Below are 16,854 nucleotides of genomic sequence, written 5' to 3' on the forward strand. Positions count from 1 at the left end.
TGTACCCGGCCAGGACGTTGGTAGCGGCGAGCCTGGTTGAACGGGCGAGAACCTCCGGATGGGATGTGGCTTGTCTAAGGCCCACTCCGACCCGGAGGTTCTCGTGTCCCACGGTAGTGCCCGACTGGCTGTGCATGGTCGTCGACTGATCGTTCAACGCCACGAAGCAGGCTGGCCGCAGGCCCACATCGCCGCCGCGATGGGCGTCTCTCGCAAGTGTGTGAAGACCTGGATCGACCGCTATGCCGTCGAAGGCGACGCCGGTCTGGTCACGCGCTCGTCCCGGCCGCACACGATGCCCACCAGGACCAGCGATGAGGTCGAGCAGAAAGTCCTGGCTGCCCGCGCCGAGCATCGGGCCGGTCCCGATGTCCTCGGTCCGAAGGTCGGGGTGCCCGCGCGGACGGTGTCACGGATCCTGCGCCGCCATCGCGTGCCCTATCTGCGTGAGTGCGACCCGATCACCGGTGAGGTGATTCGCTGCTCGAAGCAGACCGCAATCCGCTACGAGCGTGAGCGACCAGGCGAACTGGTGCACATGGACGTCAAGAAGATCGGTCGCATCCCCGACGGTGGAGGCTGGCGTGTCCACGGCCGCGCGATTCCACGCAACCGCGTCAACGGGCCCGGATACGACTACGTTCACTCGCTGGTCGACGACCACTCCCGCCTCGCCTACAGCGAGATCCTGCCCGACGAGAAAGGCCCGACCTGCGCAGGCTTTCTCGAACGTGCGATCGCCTACTTCGCCGCCTACGGGATCACTCGGATCGAGCGGTTGATGACCGACAACGCCTGGGCCTACCGCTACTCACTGCGGGCACTGTGTGCCGAGCACGGCATCCTCCAGAAGTTCATCAAGCCCCATTGCCCCTGGCAGAACGGCAAGGTCGAGAGACTGAACCGCACCCTGGCGACCGAATGGGCCTACCGCCAGGTCTTCACCAGCAACGCCGAGCGAGCCACCGCCCTTGCGCCTTGGATCGAGCACTACAACACTCAACGCCGCCACAGCGCACTCGGAGCCAAACCCCCGATCAGCCGACTGCCACCAACCTGATGGCCGGGTACACCTAGGCAGCACTCTCTCATTTCGGTTCCCGAGGGATGGCCGTGCCCTGTGCGTACGGGGCGACGAGCGGAACCCGCGGCCACGGGCGGAAGATGTCGAGCTCGCGGACGGTGAATCCGGCCGCGCGAATAGCCTGAACGGTGCGACGGTTCGGTCGACAGCCCGCGGCGATGCGCGCCCAGGTCGGCTCGATCCGGTCTTGAACCCAGCCGAGCAGCCCGTCGGCACGGATGTGCTCGAAAAATACGAGCTGACCTGTGGGCTTGAGCACCCGTCGGATCTCGGCCAAGGCCCGATCGAGGTCGGTGACGCTGCACAGGACGAGGCCGCACACGACCGCATCGAACTTCGTCTCGTAGAACGGCAGTCGCTCTGCGGTTGCATCCACGATATCCACCGGTACCTGGACTGCGGCTACGGCGTCGCGCAGACGTTCGCGCATCGCTGCGGACGGCTCGGCAGCGACGAGCTCGCGAACGCCGCGGTAATGCCGGAGATTGGTACCTGTCCCGGCACCGATTTCCAGGACGGTGCCCGTCAGCGACCCCACCATCCTTGCCCGCCGGGCGCCGGCCCAGCGGCGCTCAGCCGGGGCGTTGAAGCTGTCGTAGTAACGGGCGAACCGTTCGGCAGCCTTGCCGTCCAGATACTCACGAGTCATCACGCCGCCAATCTACTACATTCTCGTAGTATCCAACCGCAGCCGGGATGGAGCAGTGAGGACGCGAGAAATGCGCTCACGACCAACCAGCTCATGAGCAGCAATCCCCCTGCACTGATCGCGATCGCCCGGCGCGCCGGTCGCCGCCGGGCCACCCGCGCGCCCTCCAGTTGCAGCACACGGGCCTCCAACATGTCCCGGTCGCCGAATCCCGAAATCACGTCAGCAGCCAAGGGAACCGGTGGCGCACTCGCGATCAGCAAGGCCCGCGCGAGCACGGCCGGACCGATGCGGTGTGCAGCGCGCCTGTCAGCGGCCAGCTCCGCATCGCACCGGGCGCGCTGCGCGAGATGCGCGAGCACTGGCATGAGGAGCGATCTCAGCACGGCTATCCGACAGAGGAAGATGCGGAGGGGGTCACGTACTCGCACGTGTTCGGCCTCGTGTTCCAGGACGGCCGCCAGTTCGTCATCGGAACAACGGGCAATCAGGCCGTCGCTGATCACGATGCGCGGTCGCCACAACCCGTATGTAAGCGCGAAGGCACGATCGTCCAACACCCGCTCCACGCGCGCGACCAGTCCCTGTCGTCGGACGAGTGACCGTAGCCCCGCGGGTACCGGGAACGCTGCGAGCCGGAGCCGTCGATGCGCCCGCAGCGCGGCCCGGACAGCTTGATCTCTCGGCGTAGCGCTGCGAGGTTCAGCGCTATCAACGCCAGAGCCGGGAGCACCAAGTACCACGTCGCGACGAGCCGCCCGGCTGCGCCTGTCAACAGAGTGTGGAGAACGGCAGTGATCGCCGCGCAGGACCCGATCAATGCAGTCGTCCGCAGGAGCAGGCCAGCGCCGATCAGGCTCCAGAAGGCACCGCCACGGGCCGACATCAGCTTCTTCCTTCGATGATCCGACGCAGCCGTTCCCGGAGATCGTCGTCAGCCTCCGCCTCCGCGAGGAAATGCGCAACGGCAGCCTGACCGTGCTCGTCGATGACCCGTCTCACTGCAAGTGATGCGGGGTCGCGACCGACCGGCTCGTAGGCATAACCTCGGCCAGCCGGACGCCGCCGCGCCGCACCCTTGTCGGCCAGTCGCGCGAGAACCGTCATGACGGTCGTATAGGCCAGCGGACGGGACCTCGCCGCGTTGAGCTGCTCCAGCACGTCGCGCACGGTCAGCGGACCAGCACCTGCCCACAACAGCTCGAGGATCTCTCCCTCCAACCTGCCCATGACCACACCTCCCGACGACCTCCTACTACAACATCGTAGGAGAAATCTGGAGCGAGGGTCCACCCCTATCGCGTGCTCCACGAGTACGCCCCTATCGGCCCGAGCACGGCCACGCACCCGTGTCGATCGACACAAAAGCCAGTAATCTACTATCTCGTCTAGTAGTTTGGTGTGGCTGTGGCGCCACGAATGGAGTTCGAGCATGGTTGTGACACCGGCACCTGTTGCTCCGCGCCCGTCGCCGGTGCGCGAGGGGCCGAAGGGTTCATACCTGCTGCGGTTGTTCCGCACGACTGACCACAAGCAGATCGGCATCATGTACCTGGTCACGTCGTTCGCCTTCTTCATGGTCGGCGGGGCGATGGCCATGTTCATCCGCACCGAACTGGCTCGCCCGGGGCTGCAGTTCCTGTCGCAGGAGCAGTACAACCAGCTGTTCACCATGCACGGCACGATCATGCTGCTGCTCTACGCGACACCGGTGCTGTTCGGATTCGCGAACTTCATCCTGCCTCTGCAAATCGGCTCACCGGATGTCGCCTTCCCACGGCTGAACGCGCTCAGCTACTGGCTGTATCTCTTCGGCGGCCTGACCGCCGTCGGCGGGTTCCTCACCCCGGGCGGCGCGGCCGACTTCGGCTGGTTCGCCTACACGCCACTGTCGAACGCAATCTACTCCCCCGGCGTGGGCGCGGACTTGTGGATCACCGGCTTGCTGGTGTCCGGCCTCGGCACGATTCTCGGCGCCGTCAACATGATCACCACCGTGGTATGCCTGCGCGCGCCAGGAATGACTATGTGGCGGATGCCCATCTTCACCTGGAACATCCTGGTCACGAGCATCCTCATCCTCATCGCCTTCCCGATCCTCACCGCCGCCCTGTTCGGCCTGCTCGCCGACCGCCGCCTCGGCGCCCATGTGTTCGATCCGGCCAACGGCGGCGTGATCCTGTGGCAGCACCTGTTCTGGTTCTTCGGCCACCCAGAGGTGTACATCGTCGCGCTGCCGTTCTTCGGCATCGTGTCCGAGATCTTCCCGGTGTTCAGCCGCAAACCGGTGTTCGGCTACAAGGGCCTCATCTGGGCCACGCTCGCCATCGCGGCGCTCTCGGTGTCCGTGTGGGCGCACCACATGTACGCCACCGGCGCGGTGCTGCTGCCGTTCTTCTCGTTCATGACCTTCCTGATCGCCGTGCCGACCGGTGTGAAGTTCTTCAACTGGATCGGCACCATGTGGAAGGGACAGCTGACCTTCGAGACGCCGATGCTGTTCTCGGTCGGCTTCATCGTCACGTTCCTCTTCGGCGGTCTGTCGGGTGTGCTGCTCGCGGCCCCGGCGATCGACTTCCAGGTGTCCGATTCGTACTTTGTGGTGGCGCACTTCCATTACGTGCTCTACGGCACGATCGTGTTCGCCACGTTCGCCGGCATCTACTTCTGGTTCCCGAAGATCACCGGCCGGATGATGGACGAGCCGCTGGGCAAGCTCCACTTCTGGACCACGTTCATCGGCTTCCACGCGACGTTCCTCGTGCAGCACTGGCTGGGTGCCGAGGGCATGCCGCGCCGCTACGCCGACTACCTGGTGACCGATGGCTTCACCACGCTCAACACGATCTCCACGATCGGCGCCTACCTCCTCGGTGCCTCGACGCTGCCGTTCATCTGGAACGTCTTCAAGAGCTACCGCTACGGCGAGGTCGTGACCGTGGACGACCCGTGGGGCTACGGCAACTCGCTCGAGTGGGCCACCAGCTGCCCGCCGCCGAGGCACAACTTCACCGAGCTGCCCCGGATCCGTTCCGAGCGCCCGGCGTTCGAGCTGCACTACCCGCACATGATCGAACGCATGCGCGACGAGGGCCACATCACCTTTACCGGCAAAGCGCTGCCCCACCCCGAAGCAACACCGACACCCTCCGAGGTGCTCACCACATCGGTCGATTCGGGCGGCACTACCGAACCCAGCAAGTAACCGTCAGGAACGATCATCGATACCGGCCCATCACCGATCCACATGAGGGACGCATGACCGCACAACATCGCCGCATCAGCCGCCGCGACTTCTTGATCATGGGGGCAGGCGTGACGACCGCCGCTGGCCTGGCCGCCTGCACGCCCGGAAACGCTGGCACGGCCGGCCCCACCAGGATCGGGCCGAAGTCACCGGCGGTCGCCGCAGCGGAACGCAAGCGCCGCGCCGCGAGCAGCGCGTCGACATCAGTGTCGCTCGAGGCTAGCGTTAACGATGTTGACCTCGGTGGCGTTGCGGTGCGGACTTGGACCTACGGTGGTGACCTGCCCGGCAAGGAGATCCGGATCAAACGCGGTGACATGCTGAGTGCTGAACTGTCGAACAAGCTGCCCCAGCCGACATCCATTCATTGGCACGGCCTGGCATTGCGCAACGACATGGACGGCGTGCCGGTGCTTACCCAGCCAGAGATCAAAGCTGGAACCACGTTCCGCTACGATTTCGCAGCACCGGACGCGGGAACCTACTGGTTCCATCCCCACGTCGGCACCCAGCTGGACCGCGGTCTGTACGCACCGCTCATCGTCGAAGACCCCACCGACGGCTCCGACTACGACACCGAACTGGTCATCGTGCTCGACGACTGGTTGGATGGCGTCGACGGCCGAGATCCGGATGCTGTTCTGGCCGAGCTGAAGAAGAACGGCATGGTGATGGCCGAGCCCAGCGGCTCCTCCATGCCCGGAATGGACCACGGCAGCATGCCCGGAATGGGCGGAATGCCGCAGTCTGAACTGCTCGGCGGTGACGCCGGCGACGTCACGTACCGGTACGTGCTCGCCAACGGCCGCATCTCCACCGCCCCGGCCACGTTCCGGTCCAGGCCGGGACAGCGCATCCGGCTGCGGCTGGTCAACGCCGCGGCAGATACCGCCTTCCGGGTGGGCGTTCCCGGCGTGCCCATGACCGTCACGCACACTGACGGCTTCCCCGTGGTGCCTCAGCAGGCCGATGTCGCGCTACTCGGGATGGGTGAGCGTCTCGACGCGATCATCACCGTTCCAGACTCCCCCGTCCCGGTCCTAGCGTTGGCCGAAGGGCGCGACCTCTACGCGCAGGTCCTGATCCAGAGCGGCCGCTCAGGCGATCCGGCCACGGGCGCCGCCGCCGCTCCACAACTCGCAAGGCTGCCCGTACTGACGGCAAAGGACCTCAAGGCCACCGAAGAGGTCACCTTTCCGGAAAAGTCACCCGACGTGACCCACACGCTCGTGCTTGAAGGGCCTGGCGCCAAATACAGCTGGACCATCAACGGAAAGGCCTACAATCCGAACGACGGCCTGCCAATTCGATCTGGCCAGCGAGTACGCCTTCGATTCGAGAACAAATCGGAGATGTTCCACCCCATGCACCTGCACGGGCACACCTTTCAGGTGCTCGGCAAGAACGGGCGCGGAGCCCGCAAGGACACGGCGATCGTCCTGCCCGGAACCGCTCTCGACGTGGATTTCAACGCCGACAATCCCGGCCAGTGGCTGACCCACTGTCACAACCTCTATCACGGCGAAGCCGGGATGATGACTGTAGTGTCCTATGTAGAGGAATAGAACCGCAGAAGCGGCCAGCGCCATGTCACGCAGGCATTGGTCGGCCAGTGCTACTAACCCCGAGCACCCGATCGGCCCGCCCTGCTTCTGTTACCAGAAAAAACGTAATCTTGTCACATCCAGGTCAGCGGCCGTCAGAGTGGGAGCAACCGAGTCACCTCGGCACGGCAGATCCGGAACTGTCGCGAGCTGATCACTAACCGGACGGCTTGTCTATCTTGGCCAGAGCTACTCTGAACCCGCAACTCTTGATGGCCTCGGCATGCATTTTCAGGGCCGCCCGAGAAAAGAAGTACATGATCTCTTTGAGATCTCCCGGCTTGCTGGTAGCAATGGCAAAGACGACCGTCCAGTGCGAGGCTTCGCCGAACGTGGCCCCTGGATCGAGTTGACGAAGCCTATCCATCAGTTTGTCACGGTAGGCGTGGTTCGTCATGAGCATGCGGGCGGAGACGGATCCTTGCTGGAAGAGATGGCTCATCTTGTCCGAGCCGTCCATGCGCTTGACGCAGATCAGTTGCTTGTCCTTGGTGAGCAGGTCGCAGATTTCGACCCGCTCACCAGCGCGGCCGCGATACAGGTCGCGGTCCAGCAACATATACCCACACTTCTGCGCGACCCACCGGTTGTAGCGCTCTTCGCCATAGCGACCCTCCACATGGGCCTTGAGGTAGGAATCGTCCCACCCCGGCATGGGGCGTTCTTCCGGCCACAGCTCAAACGGAGTCGTGCAAGTAACGATCGACGAGCTCCACGTACTCCTGATCGATCCGAAACCATGCACCCGCGGTGAGAGTGTAGTGACGGGTCTCGCCACCAATCTGATACGGGACGCTGCCCACAGCGTAGGAGCGGAGGGGTTTACGGTCCCCCACGACATGTTCGGACAGGTCGAACGGCTCCACTTTGACTGATGTCAGAGGCCTGTTCCACCCTTTGACTTGGTCGACCGCGCCGTAGACATCTTCCGTCCGCAGCTCGGTCAGCCAGGCTTGCTTCCGGTGCCGTGACAGCCGGTAGGCGTCGGCCAGCAGGTCGAACTCGTCGGGCATCGCGAAACCGACATCCCGATCGCGTCGGCACACCGCATCGGTTGCCAGGCGGTCGAGGCGCTCGATGAGCGTCTTATCCGTTTCGCGCCGAAAGTAGTCCAGGAAGGGAAAGTGTTCTCGGTAAGCGGTGGACTGGTACAGATCGAGAACCTCACGCAGTTTGGGCCCGAGCTTGGTGAGGTCGAAGTCATCGATGCTCAGCTGGAGGGAGTCGGCACCCCGGGCACTCTTGGCAAATCCGGTGACCCTGACATCTCCGCCGAACTTGCGGATCCACTCCTCGTCCGTGAGCAATCCGAGCGCGATTACCTCGTTGGGCACCGGGAGACGACTTGTGGCATTCCGGCGCCCCTTACCCAACCCACGAGCATCCGCCATCGTGATCTTGTCTGGATCGACGCAGTTGGCGGCGACACGCAAACCGAAGTCAAGCTCGATCCTTCCAGGATCTAGGGCATGGAAGCCGGTGCCAAACGTGATGGCGAAAACGCGGCCAAGAACGTGAGCCAGAAGCACAGCACCCGAACTCTTGCTCGAGATCCGGCCCTGCGACTCGACCTCAGCATCAGCGAAGATCGGGCGGACGAAGCTCACCCAACGCGCCTCGCGCTCCGGCGGCGTCCGGACGAACAAGCGCCATGCCATATCCTCCGTCGGCGGCGCCTGGAGCGGCACCTCCCGGAACAGGTCGCGCCGACGCAGTACCTCCTTGCCCAGGGCCACGCCATCACGCAGCAGATATAGCGTGATCCTCATCCAAGCCGCCGCCTCACGGCTACTACTGTGGCCAAAGACGCCACAGGCCTCGACGCCACACGCCGCCGACCACCTGTTCAGCCGCCACGATTCCGCTCGGACAGCCCAACATGTCGTCACCGTCAGTAATCGAGCTGCGCCCGCCGGCAGGCACGCAGAGGTCACCGTGCTGGGCGTAGACCGGCGATGGTCACCATCACCAGCCGGCGGACCGCAGATTCGGAATGCAGGCTCCTCGCCGCACTGAGAGCATGCAAGCAATAGGTGGCGAGTTCGTCCGGCGCGACGTCATCTCGCAGACCACCCACCTCAGCGACTTCGGTCAGCAGCTCCTTGAACAAGTCATGGACCTGCTGCTCCGCCTCGACAACGTGCGCGCCCGTGTGCAAGACCGCGGCGAGTTCGAGAACAGCGTGATCGTGCGAGAAGCGACCGCTCGAGATGCGCGCATAGGCCTCCAGCATGACTTGCAGACGCTCGCCGGGAGGGCCGCCCCGCTCTCGGAGTTCGCCCAACTGGTGCAGATGGCACGCGATCTGCCGTTCGTGCCAGGCACGCAGGATTGCTTCGATGTCGGGGAAGTACTTGTACAGCGTCGCCCGCCCGATGCCGGACCGCTCGGCGATTTGCGACATCGTGACCGACAGCAACCCGTGCTCGCTCACCAGTTCGGCGGTGGCAGTCAAGATCGCCTCGTGCACCGTGTGGCGATGCGACGCGATCGTCTCGTTCCACAGCTTCGGCACCGGCACTCCCACAGTATACGGAACGTCGATCTCATGACATAGTATTTCTAGAATGACAGAGTGTATCGTAAAATGGTCAAGGATCGACCAAACCGAGGAGGCGTCGGTGTCGAACATGGCACGTGATCCCCTGACCGGCGATGACGGCGAGGGCGTGTCGCCCCCTGGTACGCCGCCCAGGGTCCCCCGCTGGGTCAAGGTGTCCGCGATCGTCGCGGGCACGCTGATCCTGCTGGTCGTCATCGTGCTGGTCACCGGCCTCGGCGGCGATCACGGCCCCGGCCGCCATCTCGGTGCAGGGCACACACCCTCGACAGGCGTCCTGGCGGTCCCGCTCCCGTCGGATGACCGCAGATGACGCTGTCGCCCGTCCTGCGGAAGGTGGTGCTCACGACCCACATCGCCACCTCGGTCGGCTGGCTGGGCTCGGTCGCTGCCTACCTTGCTCTCGATATCACGGCCACCGCCAGCCAAGACGTACAGACAGTGCGAGCCGCGTATCTCGCCATGGGGGCCACGGTGACCTATGTCATCGTCCCGGTGGCCATCGCATCGACGTTCATCGGAGTCGTCAACGCCCTGGGCACTCGATGGGGCCTGTTCCGCCACTACTGGGTCCTGGTCAAACTACTACTCACCCTCGTTGCCACGACCATCTTGCTGATCGAGACGTCCACCGTGAGGTCCCTAGCGAGGGCTGCGGCCGCCGGAACCGATCCACGGGAGTTGCCCGGAACGCTGCCGCATTCGATCGGCGGCTCGCTTGTGCTCGTGATCATCCTGATCCTCTCGGTCTACAAGCCCCGTGGCGTGACGACGTACGGGTGGCGCAGGCACCAGGAGCAGGGGCGTCAGCAGCGCGCGACGCAGGTCCCTTAACACGGGCGCCACGCCGTTTGGTGACCTCGTGCTCACTGGCCCCGCCATCGCCACGCGGCATTGCGGCGCGGCCGATGAGCGCGGCGGCGACCAGAAGGACCCCGCCCGCGGTATAAGCAGCCGCGATACCGGCCACATCTGCGAGCCAGCCGCCGACCGCGAGGGAAGCCAGGCGACCGGTCTGCCAGATCAAGTCGAGGCAGCGAAAATGCGCCCCCTCATCGCGGGCGGCGTCTCGGGCTGCAGCAACGAGTTGAAGTAATGGCGCCGACAGACGTGGCGACTCCGTATCCGATCAAACGACCCAGAGCCGCGGCTGGGATGCGCGCCGCGGCGAGCACGGATCCACAGCGGCACGCAGCAGGTACGGGCCGAAGACCCAGGCAGGCCGACGCGGATGCACGAGCGTCACCAGCAAGGCGCCGGTCGCACCCACGACAGTGCGGCCAGCGCCTGCGCCACAGCCAGAGCCCGTAGCACCCGGTGACGGGCCAACACGTAGAAGCCCTCGCGGGCCTCACTCCACCAGGCCGCACGAGCTGCTGTGCCCGCCGAGCACGGTAGTCACAGGCGAGCGATGACAGCGGCAGAGACAGCGAAGCTCGCGGCATTGATCCAGAAAGCCGGGCCACAGCCGAAAATCGCGACCACAGCCCCCGCCGCCGGGCAAGCACGATTTGCGAGACGACCGCGGCGGTCCAGATGCCCGAGTTCGCCGCAATTTAATTCCTTCTCCCTTACCACAGCGGGTAGGACCGCGCCGGCTGCAGGGTTGAAGAACGACAAAGCCGCAGAGATCGCGAACGCGACGCTGTAGATGCCCAGGGACGGAACCGGATTCTAGCGGCAACAGGACGGCCAGCAGCGTCCGCGCAAAGTCGGCGACGACCATAATCCGCACGGGCGAGAGACGATCGACCAGCACCCCGGCTAACGGGTGGAGCGCCAGCACCGGCACTATTTCGGCGACCACGATCCCGGTCACGCCCAGCCCCGAGCTCATCCTCTCCAGAATCAAAAGGCTCAGTGCCACAGTGGCGAAAGCATCACCCCCAGGCTGACGCGGTTCGCGATACCTACAGCCTGCGGTAGACGGGGCGGGAGAGCGCCTGACGAAACCCCTCATTGCGGCTCACTCGGCCAGCGCCTCCGTCCACTTCCACGGCAAACGCTGGGAGAAGCTAGAACGTTCTCCCGGGGGAAGATCAAGCCAGAGGTGGAATGACCAGGACGATGACCGTCTGTCAGATCGCCGCGGCGACCGGACTGACCCGCAAGGCAGTGCGGCGCTACGAGGACCGCGGCCTGCTGCCGCCGGTCCCGCGGACCCCGGCCGGTTACCGCCTGTACGACCAAGCCGAGGTCGACACGCTCACCTTCATCCGCCGCGCTCCTGCACTGGATCTGTCCCTCGATGAGCTCCGAACCATCCTCACCCTGCGCCGCGACGGCGCAGCCCCGTGCCCGCAGGTAGGAATCATGCTCGACACGCGCCTCGCTGAGGTCGAAAGAGCGATCACCGAACTGCAGGCCCTTCCGTGCGAGCCTCACCGCCGCGCGCCGGGTCACGACACCCGCTCATGCCGTTCCCGAGCGAGACGTACGGATCTGCCCGGTTATAGCGCGCTGACTCCGCTCCGGTGCGGACAGCGGTGCGCGGCCGAGGTGGCGTTGACGGTAAAGACCAACATTGCGGGCCGGCGACGGATACGATCGGGGTCGCCATCATGCGAGATCCGGCGAGCCGCGGGTGCTCGATCCCCACTGACGCCAATACGACAGACCGAACCGAGTGATTCCGTGCCGCACGTTGGGACGGTTGCCTCCCACCTACTACTACATCTAGTATCCAGTCGAACACCGCGCGGCAGCCCGGGCTCCAGGCGGGCGCTCCGCCCGTAGGGCCGCCGCAGGCAGTCTGCACATGCCGGGTACGCCACCCGCGAGCGGTACGGGAGGGTCGATGCGCGCGCGGCATGTCGTGCTGCTTGTCGGCCTGCTCGGCGCGGCTGTGATGATGGTCCCGATCGTCTTCGTCGCGGTGATCAGCGCTGTCCGATCGGCCGGCGAAGAACTGACACCCGTGCGGGCCGGGGTGGCAACGGCCAAGTTGCCGCCGTTGGCACAAAGCATGCTGCCGCTGGTGACCACACGGATCAGCGAAACGTGTCCTGAGCTGAGCGTGCTCCGAGTTCTGGCCGAGGTCCAAGCAGAGTCTGGGTGGGACCCGGCAGCGTGGAGCGAGGACGTCAACGGTGGCGCGGCGGGATTGCTTCAGATCAACCAAGCCAACTGGGTCTCCTTGGGTGGCCGGCCGTGGACCAGCACGCCACCCCCTCCGACTGCCGATATCAGCGATCCCAGCACCCATTTGACACTCGGGATCGACTTTCTCTGCGGCAACCTGAGGGCGATCACGCCGCACCTGAAGGAGACCGGCAAGTCTGTCGACCCGATGGACGCCGTAAGCATCTGCCACATCGCGGGGTGCAGCCGGGTCGTCGGAAGTCGTACCGGGATACCGCAGGCCGGTGAAGCCGGCTGTGGCGCGCAGTGTGCGTCGCTAGTCCGTCGGTACCTCGACAACATTCGCCGCTACGAACGCGACTGGTCGGCAACTTCAAGCGAACCTGGTCCCTCCGGGAAGCTGCCCTCGGGCATCGACATCGGTCAACTCACATCCGCGAACGCGTACACCGGTGGGCCAACAGGATGCACCGTTCCTGACCCCACGACAGACGGCTGTGTCACGGCCGCGACCGCGAATGGGATCGGCGAGGTGAAACGTGTTTTCGATTCAGAGGTCCGGTCGGCAGGGTGCTTTGCTCCTCGCCCGTGGAATCCGACCAGCGATCACCCCCAGGGCAAGGGCTGCGACATCTTCCCGGATCGGGCGGGCATCTTCCCCACCGGCGAATCGCTGAGAGCGGGCTGGCGGATGGCGGCCTGGCTCCGCGTCAATGCGGAAGCCCTGCGCGTCAAGTACGTCATCTGGCAGGGGCGATACTGGGATCCGACCACCAGCGATCAGGAGGGCTGGGGCGAGCGATACACCGGCGGTGGCGTCTATAACGTGGCCGATCCAACTGGCGGTCACTACGACCACATCCACGTCAGTTTCAGGGAATAGCCGTGGTATGGGATGCGCGAAGGATCGCCACGGCGGCTGCGTTGGCAGGAGCGGTCGGCTTGGTTTGGCTGGTGGCGTCGGATGCCGATGCACCGCCCGAGGAAACCATCAAATCCTCGGCAGCGCCAACGACCGAACCGATCGGCCCGCAAGCGAGGTCAGCTGCCTCCCTGCCGCCCGAACGCCCGGGAGCGCCCGGCAGCAGGGATCCGTCCGGGATTGACTTCGGTCGTCCGACTGCGGTCGCCCGCGCGTACCTTGTGGCCGCGCACACCTTGCGCGACACCGACCGGGGTAAAACCAACCGCCGCGTACTCCCCTACCTTGCACCGGACAACCCGGCCAACCCACGTGGTCTGGTCGTCGTCGATCCACCGCCTGCGGGTCAGACAACCACCGCCACGGTTGAGCAACTCCAGATGGTTGGTTCGGATCAGGCAAGACAGCGAATCGCCTACGAGGCTCGCTGGTCGGTATCGACCGGCCGTTCGGCTCCCAAGATCGACCGGCGAGCGACGTTTGTCGTTCTCGCGCGGCAGCCGGATGGCCGTTGGCTCGTCATTCAGGAATCGACTCGACTTCAGCCTGGCGACTGACCGGGCCGAGCGCTCGCATACGAACAGAATGGAGGTCGACAGCCTCCACGCGCCTGGGCAGATGAGTGGGGTGCGGAGAAAGCGTCCAGTTCCCCGCACCCCGTCCGCCGGGCAGCACAGGCTAGGAAGGCCGCCGACGGTGAGGCGTGGAATCAATCACCCGAACCTCAAAGGTACTATATCACCTAGTAGTGACTTGGTCTGGCAACCGGATCAACCTACTATGGCGAATAGGGAGCTTACGGCACACGGCGGTGAGGTAGATGTTCGGGCTAGGCGATCTGGAAGGCGCTGTGATGGACGTGCTCTGGCGCGCCCACGCGCCAGTGAAGGTTCGCGAGGTGCTCGAGACCCTCAGCGCAAACAGAAAACTCGCCTACACCACTGTCATGACGGTGCTGGACAATCTCCATCGTAAGGGATGGGCCGAGCGCGAGCGGGATGGCAAGGCCTACCGCTACCGCCCGGCGTTCACCCGTGAAGAGGCCGCAGTTCGAGCGTTGCGCGAGGCGCTGGATGCCTCTGGTAACCCACGAGCTGCGCTCCTACATTTCGCCAACTCAGCATCGGAGCGAGAGACGGAGATCCTGCGCGCCGCGCTGGCCGATAAGGCTAACCGTCAATGATCGTGGCCGTATCGCTGCTCCTGGGAGCACTTGCCGCGGGGTGGTTCGTTCCGCGTCAACTGCTTCGCGCGGACCTCCGCCGCCGCGATCCCAGGCCCTTGATCGCCGCGTGGCTGCTGGCCATGTCCGGGGTGGCCCTCGCCGGGATCACGGGTGTCGTGCTGCTCCTGGCACCGGATCACGCAGCGCCCAGCCCGCTGACCTGGGCACTGAGCCAGTGCTGGACCGCGCTGCAGCACGGCTCACCACCCAAACTCGAAGAGATCATCGGCGTGCTCAGCGCCGCGATACTCGCGGGCTTGATCGCACGTTTCGCCATCGTCGCCGTCCGGGAGTTCCTCCAGTGGCGACGGGCGAGCCACGAGCGGCTGGCGGTGCTCCGCCTGGTTGCCCGCACCGACGACCACTCCCCGAAGACGCTGTGGCTGGCGCACGATCGCCCGTTGGCGTTCAGTCTTGGCAACCGCCCCGGCGTCATAGTCGCCACGGAAGGACTGCGGCGACATCTTTCGCCTGAAGGCGTCGCGGCCGTGCTGGCGCACGAACGGGCTCACCTTCGCGGCCGCCACCATCTGCTGATCCTGATCGCAGGCATCCTGCGTCGGACCATGCCGTTCGTGCCGCTGTTCCAGCAGGCCGACACTGCCCTGCGTGAGCTTGTGGAGCTGGCCGCCGACGTCTCGGCGGTCCGCACCTGCGGAGCGTCGGCCGTCCGCTCGGCCTTGCTGGGCGTCGCGGGTCCGGGAACACCCGAAGTCGCGCTGGCGATGGCACGGGACGCTGTGACGTTGCGACTCGCCCGCTTGCAGCACGCCGCCCAGCCCGCTGGTGGCTTTCGCGCAGCCCTCTCCTGCGGCATCGCTGGAATGGCGGCCACCGCATTGCCATTTCTCACCAGCGCTGCGCTGCTTCTCGGCGTCACCATAGTTGCTTGCCCTGCGAATGGCTGGTGACCGGCTGGCGCCGCAACGCCGCCGCCATCAGTGCCACGAGCGCGAGGCTCACGATCGCCCATTCGGTAGTGCTGCCGAGTCTGGTCGCCACCGTGGTAGTCGACCGCAGCGGTACCTGTTCGACCATCGACTCCGAGGTGAACTGTCCGGTGCGGCGGACTACGCTGCCGTCGGGTCGTACGATCGCGCTGACTCCGCTGGTCGACGCGACGATGACGGCACGGCCGTGCTCCACCGCTCGTAGCCTCGCCATCGCCAGCTGCTGAAAGGTCATCTCGGTGCGCCCGAACCACGCGTTGTTCGTGGGCACGACCAACAGCTGAGCTCCCGCCCGGGTCGCATCGGTGAGCACGTAGTCGTAGGCAACCTCGTAACAGATGGCGAACCCCGCTCGAGCCGATCCCACGTCGAGGACGCCTGGTCGATCACCGGGCACCATGTCGCCCGCCGGATCGTCGCTGAACGGGGTCACCGCGGCGGCGACAGCCCGGAGCGGGACGAACTCCGAGAACGGCACCAACTGCTGCTTGGCGTACTCTTTGGTAGCGCCACGTCCAGGGCTCCACAGGATTATCCGATTACTGACACGACCGTCCACGCTGTAGGCGGTGCCACCCACCGCAACCGGCACACCAAGCTCACGTGCGATGCGGTCAAGGTCCGGGTCGCCGCGTCCGGGCGCAAACACGTTCGACGACTCGGGCAGGATCACGAGGTCGGGTGAAGGACCTCGGCCGGCACGGACATCATCGACAAGTTGGTTAGCCTGAGCGATATGATTGGCCCGCACCGTCGCACTCCGGCCCAGGAGCGCGAGGCCGCTGTCGGGCGCGTTTCCCTGAACCACGGCGACATTCATGGTCCCGTCCTCCGCCCCGGTCTCGATCAACGACGCCGCCAGCCAACCGGCCAGCACCGGTAACACACCGATCAGGCCTGGCGCAATCGACCGGCGCGGTGTTTGCCGGATTCGCAGCGCCACGACGCCGAGTCCGCAGCCAGCGAGCGCCACGGCGAAGCCCACCAGAACCGCTCCACCCACTACCGCGAGTGGCAGGAAGATCCCCTCAGGCTGAGTGAATGCGACGCGCCCCCACGGGAATCCGCCGTACGGAACTCGTGAGCGCACCGCCTCCGCAGCCACGACGACCGCGGCCATCCACACAGGGGCCATGGGCAGTCGGCTGACCTTCGCCATGCCTGCTCCCATCAGGCCGAAGAACAACGCTTCCAACCCCACCAGGCCCAACCATGGCCAGACGCCGAAGGCAACCCCCAAGAAATCATCCAGCCACTGCAGTAGCGGCAAAAGGTACGTGACGCCGAACGCCACACCAGCGCCGAATGCATGCCGCACGGGGCGACCGGAGACGGCCAGCACCAACAACGCGAACGCAACCGGCGCGAGCCACCACAGCGGTCGGGGTGGTGAGGCGACAAAGAGGACAATGCCGCCGCCTGCAGCCGCACCAAGGCGAAGCCAAGGTGCAGTCCCCACCACGCGAGCGGAGAAGCGCCACCGCGATGTGCGTGCGGGCCGACTCACTCCCTGCGAATCAACCTCCACAGCC

18 protein-coding genes are annotated in these 16,854 nt (G+C 65.4%); 11 read left to right on the forward strand and 7 right to left on the reverse strand.

The features are described 5' to 3' along the window. Window positions 1-103 precede the first annotated feature (103 nt). Window positions 104-1,060: an IS481 family transposase gene (locus BA062_RS38080; RefSeq protein WP_110343974.1), complete on the forward strand. Its 957-nt coding sequence runs from the start codon at window positions 104-106 to the stop codon at window positions 1,058-1,060. Between the two features lie 28 nt (window positions 1,061-1,088). On the opposite strand, the gene BA062_RS38085 is transcribed toward BA062_RS38080, so the two are convergent. From BA062_RS38085 to BA062_RS38095, 3 genes are all read right to left on the reverse strand, one after another. Further along, entirely contained in the window at window positions 1,089-1,733 is a 645-nt protein-coding gene (locus BA062_RS38085) for a class I SAM-dependent methyltransferase (protein ID WP_110344000.1), read from the reverse strand. After that, window positions 1,733-2,290, reverse strand: coding sequence for a M56 family metallopeptidase (locus tag BA062_RS40090; RefSeq protein ID WP_158303259.1), 558 nt, complete (start codon window positions 2,288-2,290; stop codon window positions 1,733-1,735). The genes BA062_RS38085 and BA062_RS40090 overlap by 1 nt, the downstream gene beginning before the upstream one ends. A 328-nt stretch (window positions 2,291-2,618) precedes the next feature. Beyond that, the gene (locus tag BA062_RS38095) at window positions 2,619-2,963 is read right to left on the reverse strand and encodes a BlaI/MecI/CopY family transcriptional regulator (RefSeq protein WP_110343976.1); all 345 of its coding nucleotides are present in this window, start codon (window positions 2,961-2,963) and stop codon (window positions 2,619-2,621) included. A gap of 202 nt (window positions 2,964-3,165) precedes the next feature. On the opposite strand from BA062_RS38095, the gene ctaD reads away from it, so the two are divergent. Continuing rightward, a complete protein-coding gene (ctaD, locus tag BA062_RS38100; RefSeq protein ID WP_110343977.1) occupies window positions 3,166-4,938 on the forward strand; it encodes an aa3-type cytochrome oxidase subunit I in 1,773 nt (590 codons plus the stop codon). A gap of 53 nt (window positions 4,939-4,991) precedes the next feature. Beyond that, window positions 4,992-6,545 carry a multicopper oxidase family protein gene (locus BA062_RS38105; protein WP_110343978.1) on the forward strand — a complete coding sequence of 518 codons (1,554 nt, stop codon included), beginning with the start codon at window positions 4,992-4,994 and terminating at the stop codon, window positions 6,543-6,545. 196 nt (window positions 6,546-6,741) lie between these two features. On the opposite strand, the gene BA062_RS41135 is transcribed toward BA062_RS38105, so the two are convergent. From BA062_RS41135 to BA062_RS38120, 3 genes are all read right to left on the reverse strand, one after another. Beyond that, window positions 6,742-7,239, reverse strand: a complete 498-nt coding sequence (locus BA062_RS41135) for a DUF6119 family protein (RefSeq protein WP_110343979.1) — start codon at window positions 7,237-7,239, stop codon at window positions 6,742-6,744. A gap of 22 nt (window positions 7,240-7,261) precedes the next feature. Continuing rightward, window positions 7,262-8,353, reverse strand: coding sequence for a DUF6119 family protein (locus BA062_RS38115; RefSeq protein ID WP_110343980.1), 1,092 nt, complete (start codon window positions 8,351-8,353; stop codon window positions 7,262-7,264). Between the two features lie 161 nt (window positions 8,354-8,514). Beyond that, window positions 8,515-9,105 (reverse strand): TetR/AcrR family transcriptional regulator, encoded by a 591-nt coding sequence (locus tag BA062_RS38120; protein ID WP_228714315.1) that lies wholly within the window; start codon window positions 9,103-9,105, stop codon window positions 8,515-8,517. Window positions 9,106-9,214: 109 nt separating this feature from the next. On the opposite strand from BA062_RS38120, the gene BA062_RS38125 reads away from it, so the two are divergent. The 8 genes from BA062_RS38125 to BA062_RS38155 all read left to right on the forward strand — a co-directional run bounded on the left by BA062_RS38125 (window position 9,215) and on the right by BA062_RS38155 (window position 15,283). After that, window positions 9,215-9,457, forward strand: a complete 243-nt coding sequence (locus tag BA062_RS38125; RefSeq protein ID WP_110343981.1) for a hypothetical protein — start codon at window positions 9,215-9,217, stop codon at window positions 9,455-9,457. Next, window positions 9,454-9,978 (forward strand): DUF2269 domain-containing protein, encoded by a 525-nt coding sequence (locus BA062_RS38130; RefSeq protein WP_228714316.1) that lies wholly within the window; start codon window positions 9,454-9,456, stop codon window positions 9,976-9,978. Before BA062_RS38125 ends, BA062_RS38130 begins: the two co-directional genes overlap by 4 nt. A gap of 28 nt (window positions 9,979-10,006) precedes the next feature. Then, window positions 10,007-10,240 (forward strand): hypothetical protein, encoded by a 234-nt coding sequence (locus BA062_RS40095; protein WP_158303260.1) that lies wholly within the window; start codon window positions 10,007-10,009, stop codon window positions 10,238-10,240. A gap of 971 nt (window positions 10,241-11,211) precedes the next feature. Beyond that, window positions 11,212-11,880: a MerR family DNA-binding protein gene (locus BA062_RS41515; RefSeq protein ID WP_407675812.1), complete on the forward strand. Its 669-nt coding sequence runs from the start codon at window positions 11,212-11,214 to the stop codon at window positions 11,878-11,880. Window positions 11,881-11,941: 61 nt separating this feature from the next. Beyond that, window positions 11,942-13,108, forward strand: a complete 1,167-nt coding sequence (locus tag BA062_RS38145) for a VldE C-terminal domain-containing protein (protein ID WP_158303261.1) — start codon at window positions 11,942-11,944, stop codon at window positions 13,106-13,108. 59 nt (window positions 13,109-13,167) lie between these two features. Next, window positions 13,168-13,704: a hypothetical protein gene (locus tag BA062_RS39660; RefSeq protein WP_146240143.1), complete on the forward strand. Its 537-nt coding sequence runs from the start codon at window positions 13,168-13,170 to the stop codon at window positions 13,702-13,704. A 263-nt stretch (window positions 13,705-13,967) separates the two neighbouring features. Then, window positions 13,968-14,330, forward strand: a complete 363-nt coding sequence (locus BA062_RS38150; protein ID WP_110343984.1) for a BlaI/MecI/CopY family transcriptional regulator — start codon at window positions 13,968-13,970, stop codon at window positions 14,328-14,330. Beyond that, on the forward strand, window positions 14,327-15,283 hold the full coding sequence (locus BA062_RS38155; protein WP_110343985.1) for a M56 family metallopeptidase: 957 nt from the start codon (window positions 14,327-14,329) through the stop codon (window positions 15,281-15,283). The genes BA062_RS38150 and BA062_RS38155 overlap by 4 nt, the downstream gene beginning before the upstream one ends. Here BA062_RS38155 and lnt read toward each other — a convergent pair. Further along, window positions 15,249-16,781, reverse strand: a complete 1,533-nt coding sequence (lnt, locus tag BA062_RS38160) for an apolipoprotein N-acyltransferase (protein WP_168214207.1) — start codon at window positions 16,779-16,781, stop codon at window positions 15,249-15,251. The genes BA062_RS38155 and lnt overlap by 35 nt on opposite strands. Window positions 16,782-16,854 lie beyond the last annotated feature (73 nt).

The sequence above is a fragment of the Prauserella flavalba genome, from assembly GCF_003202235.1.
GTDB classification, from domain to species: domain Bacteria; phylum Actinomycetota; class Actinomycetes; order Mycobacteriales; family Pseudonocardiaceae; genus Prauserella_A; species Prauserella_A flavalba.

Excerpts from the sequence above, each read along its gene's own strand:
- BA062_RS38085 (WP_110344000.1), bottom strand. The coding sequence starts at position 1,733 with ATGACTCGTGAGTATCTGGACGGCAAGGCTGCCGAACGGTTCGCCCGT.
- BA062_RS38095 (WP_110343976.1), bottom strand. The coding sequence starts at position 2,963 with ATGGGCAGGTTGGAGGGAGAGATCCTCGAGCTGTTGTGGGCAGGTGCT.
- ctaD (WP_110343977.1), top strand. The coding sequence starts at position 3,166 with ATGGTTGTGACACCGGCACCTGTTGCTCCGCGCCCGTCGCCGGTGCGC.
- BA062_RS38105 (WP_110343978.1), top strand. The coding sequence starts at position 4,992 with ATGACCGCACAACATCGCCGCATCAGCCGCCGCGACTTCTTGATCATG.
- BA062_RS41135 (WP_110343979.1), bottom strand. The coding sequence starts at position 7,239 with ATGCCGGGGTGGGACGATTCCTACCTCAAGGCCCATGTGGAGGGTCGC.
- BA062_RS38115 (WP_110343980.1), bottom strand. The coding sequence starts at position 8,353 with ATGAGGATCACGCTATATCTGCTGCGTGATGGCGTGGCCCTGGGCAAG.
- BA062_RS38125 (WP_110343981.1), top strand. The coding sequence starts at position 9,215 with ATGGCACGTGATCCCCTGACCGGCGATGACGGCGAGGGCGTGTCGCCC.
- BA062_RS38130 (WP_228714316.1), top strand. The coding sequence starts at position 9,454 with ATGACGCTGTCGCCCGTCCTGCGGAAGGTGGTGCTCACGACCCACATC.
- BA062_RS41515 (WP_407675812.1), top strand. The coding sequence starts at position 11,212 with ATGACCGTCTGTCAGATCGCCGCGGCGACCGGACTGACCCGCAAGGCA.
- BA062_RS38145 (WP_158303261.1), top strand. The coding sequence starts at position 11,942 with ATGCGCGCGCGGCATGTCGTGCTGCTTGTCGGCCTGCTCGGCGCGGCT.
- BA062_RS38150 (WP_110343984.1), top strand. The coding sequence starts at position 13,968 with ATGTTCGGGCTAGGCGATCTGGAAGGCGCTGTGATGGACGTGCTCTGG.
- BA062_RS38155 (WP_110343985.1), top strand. The coding sequence starts at position 14,327 with ATGATCGTGGCCGTATCGCTGCTCCTGGGAGCACTTGCCGCGGGGTGG.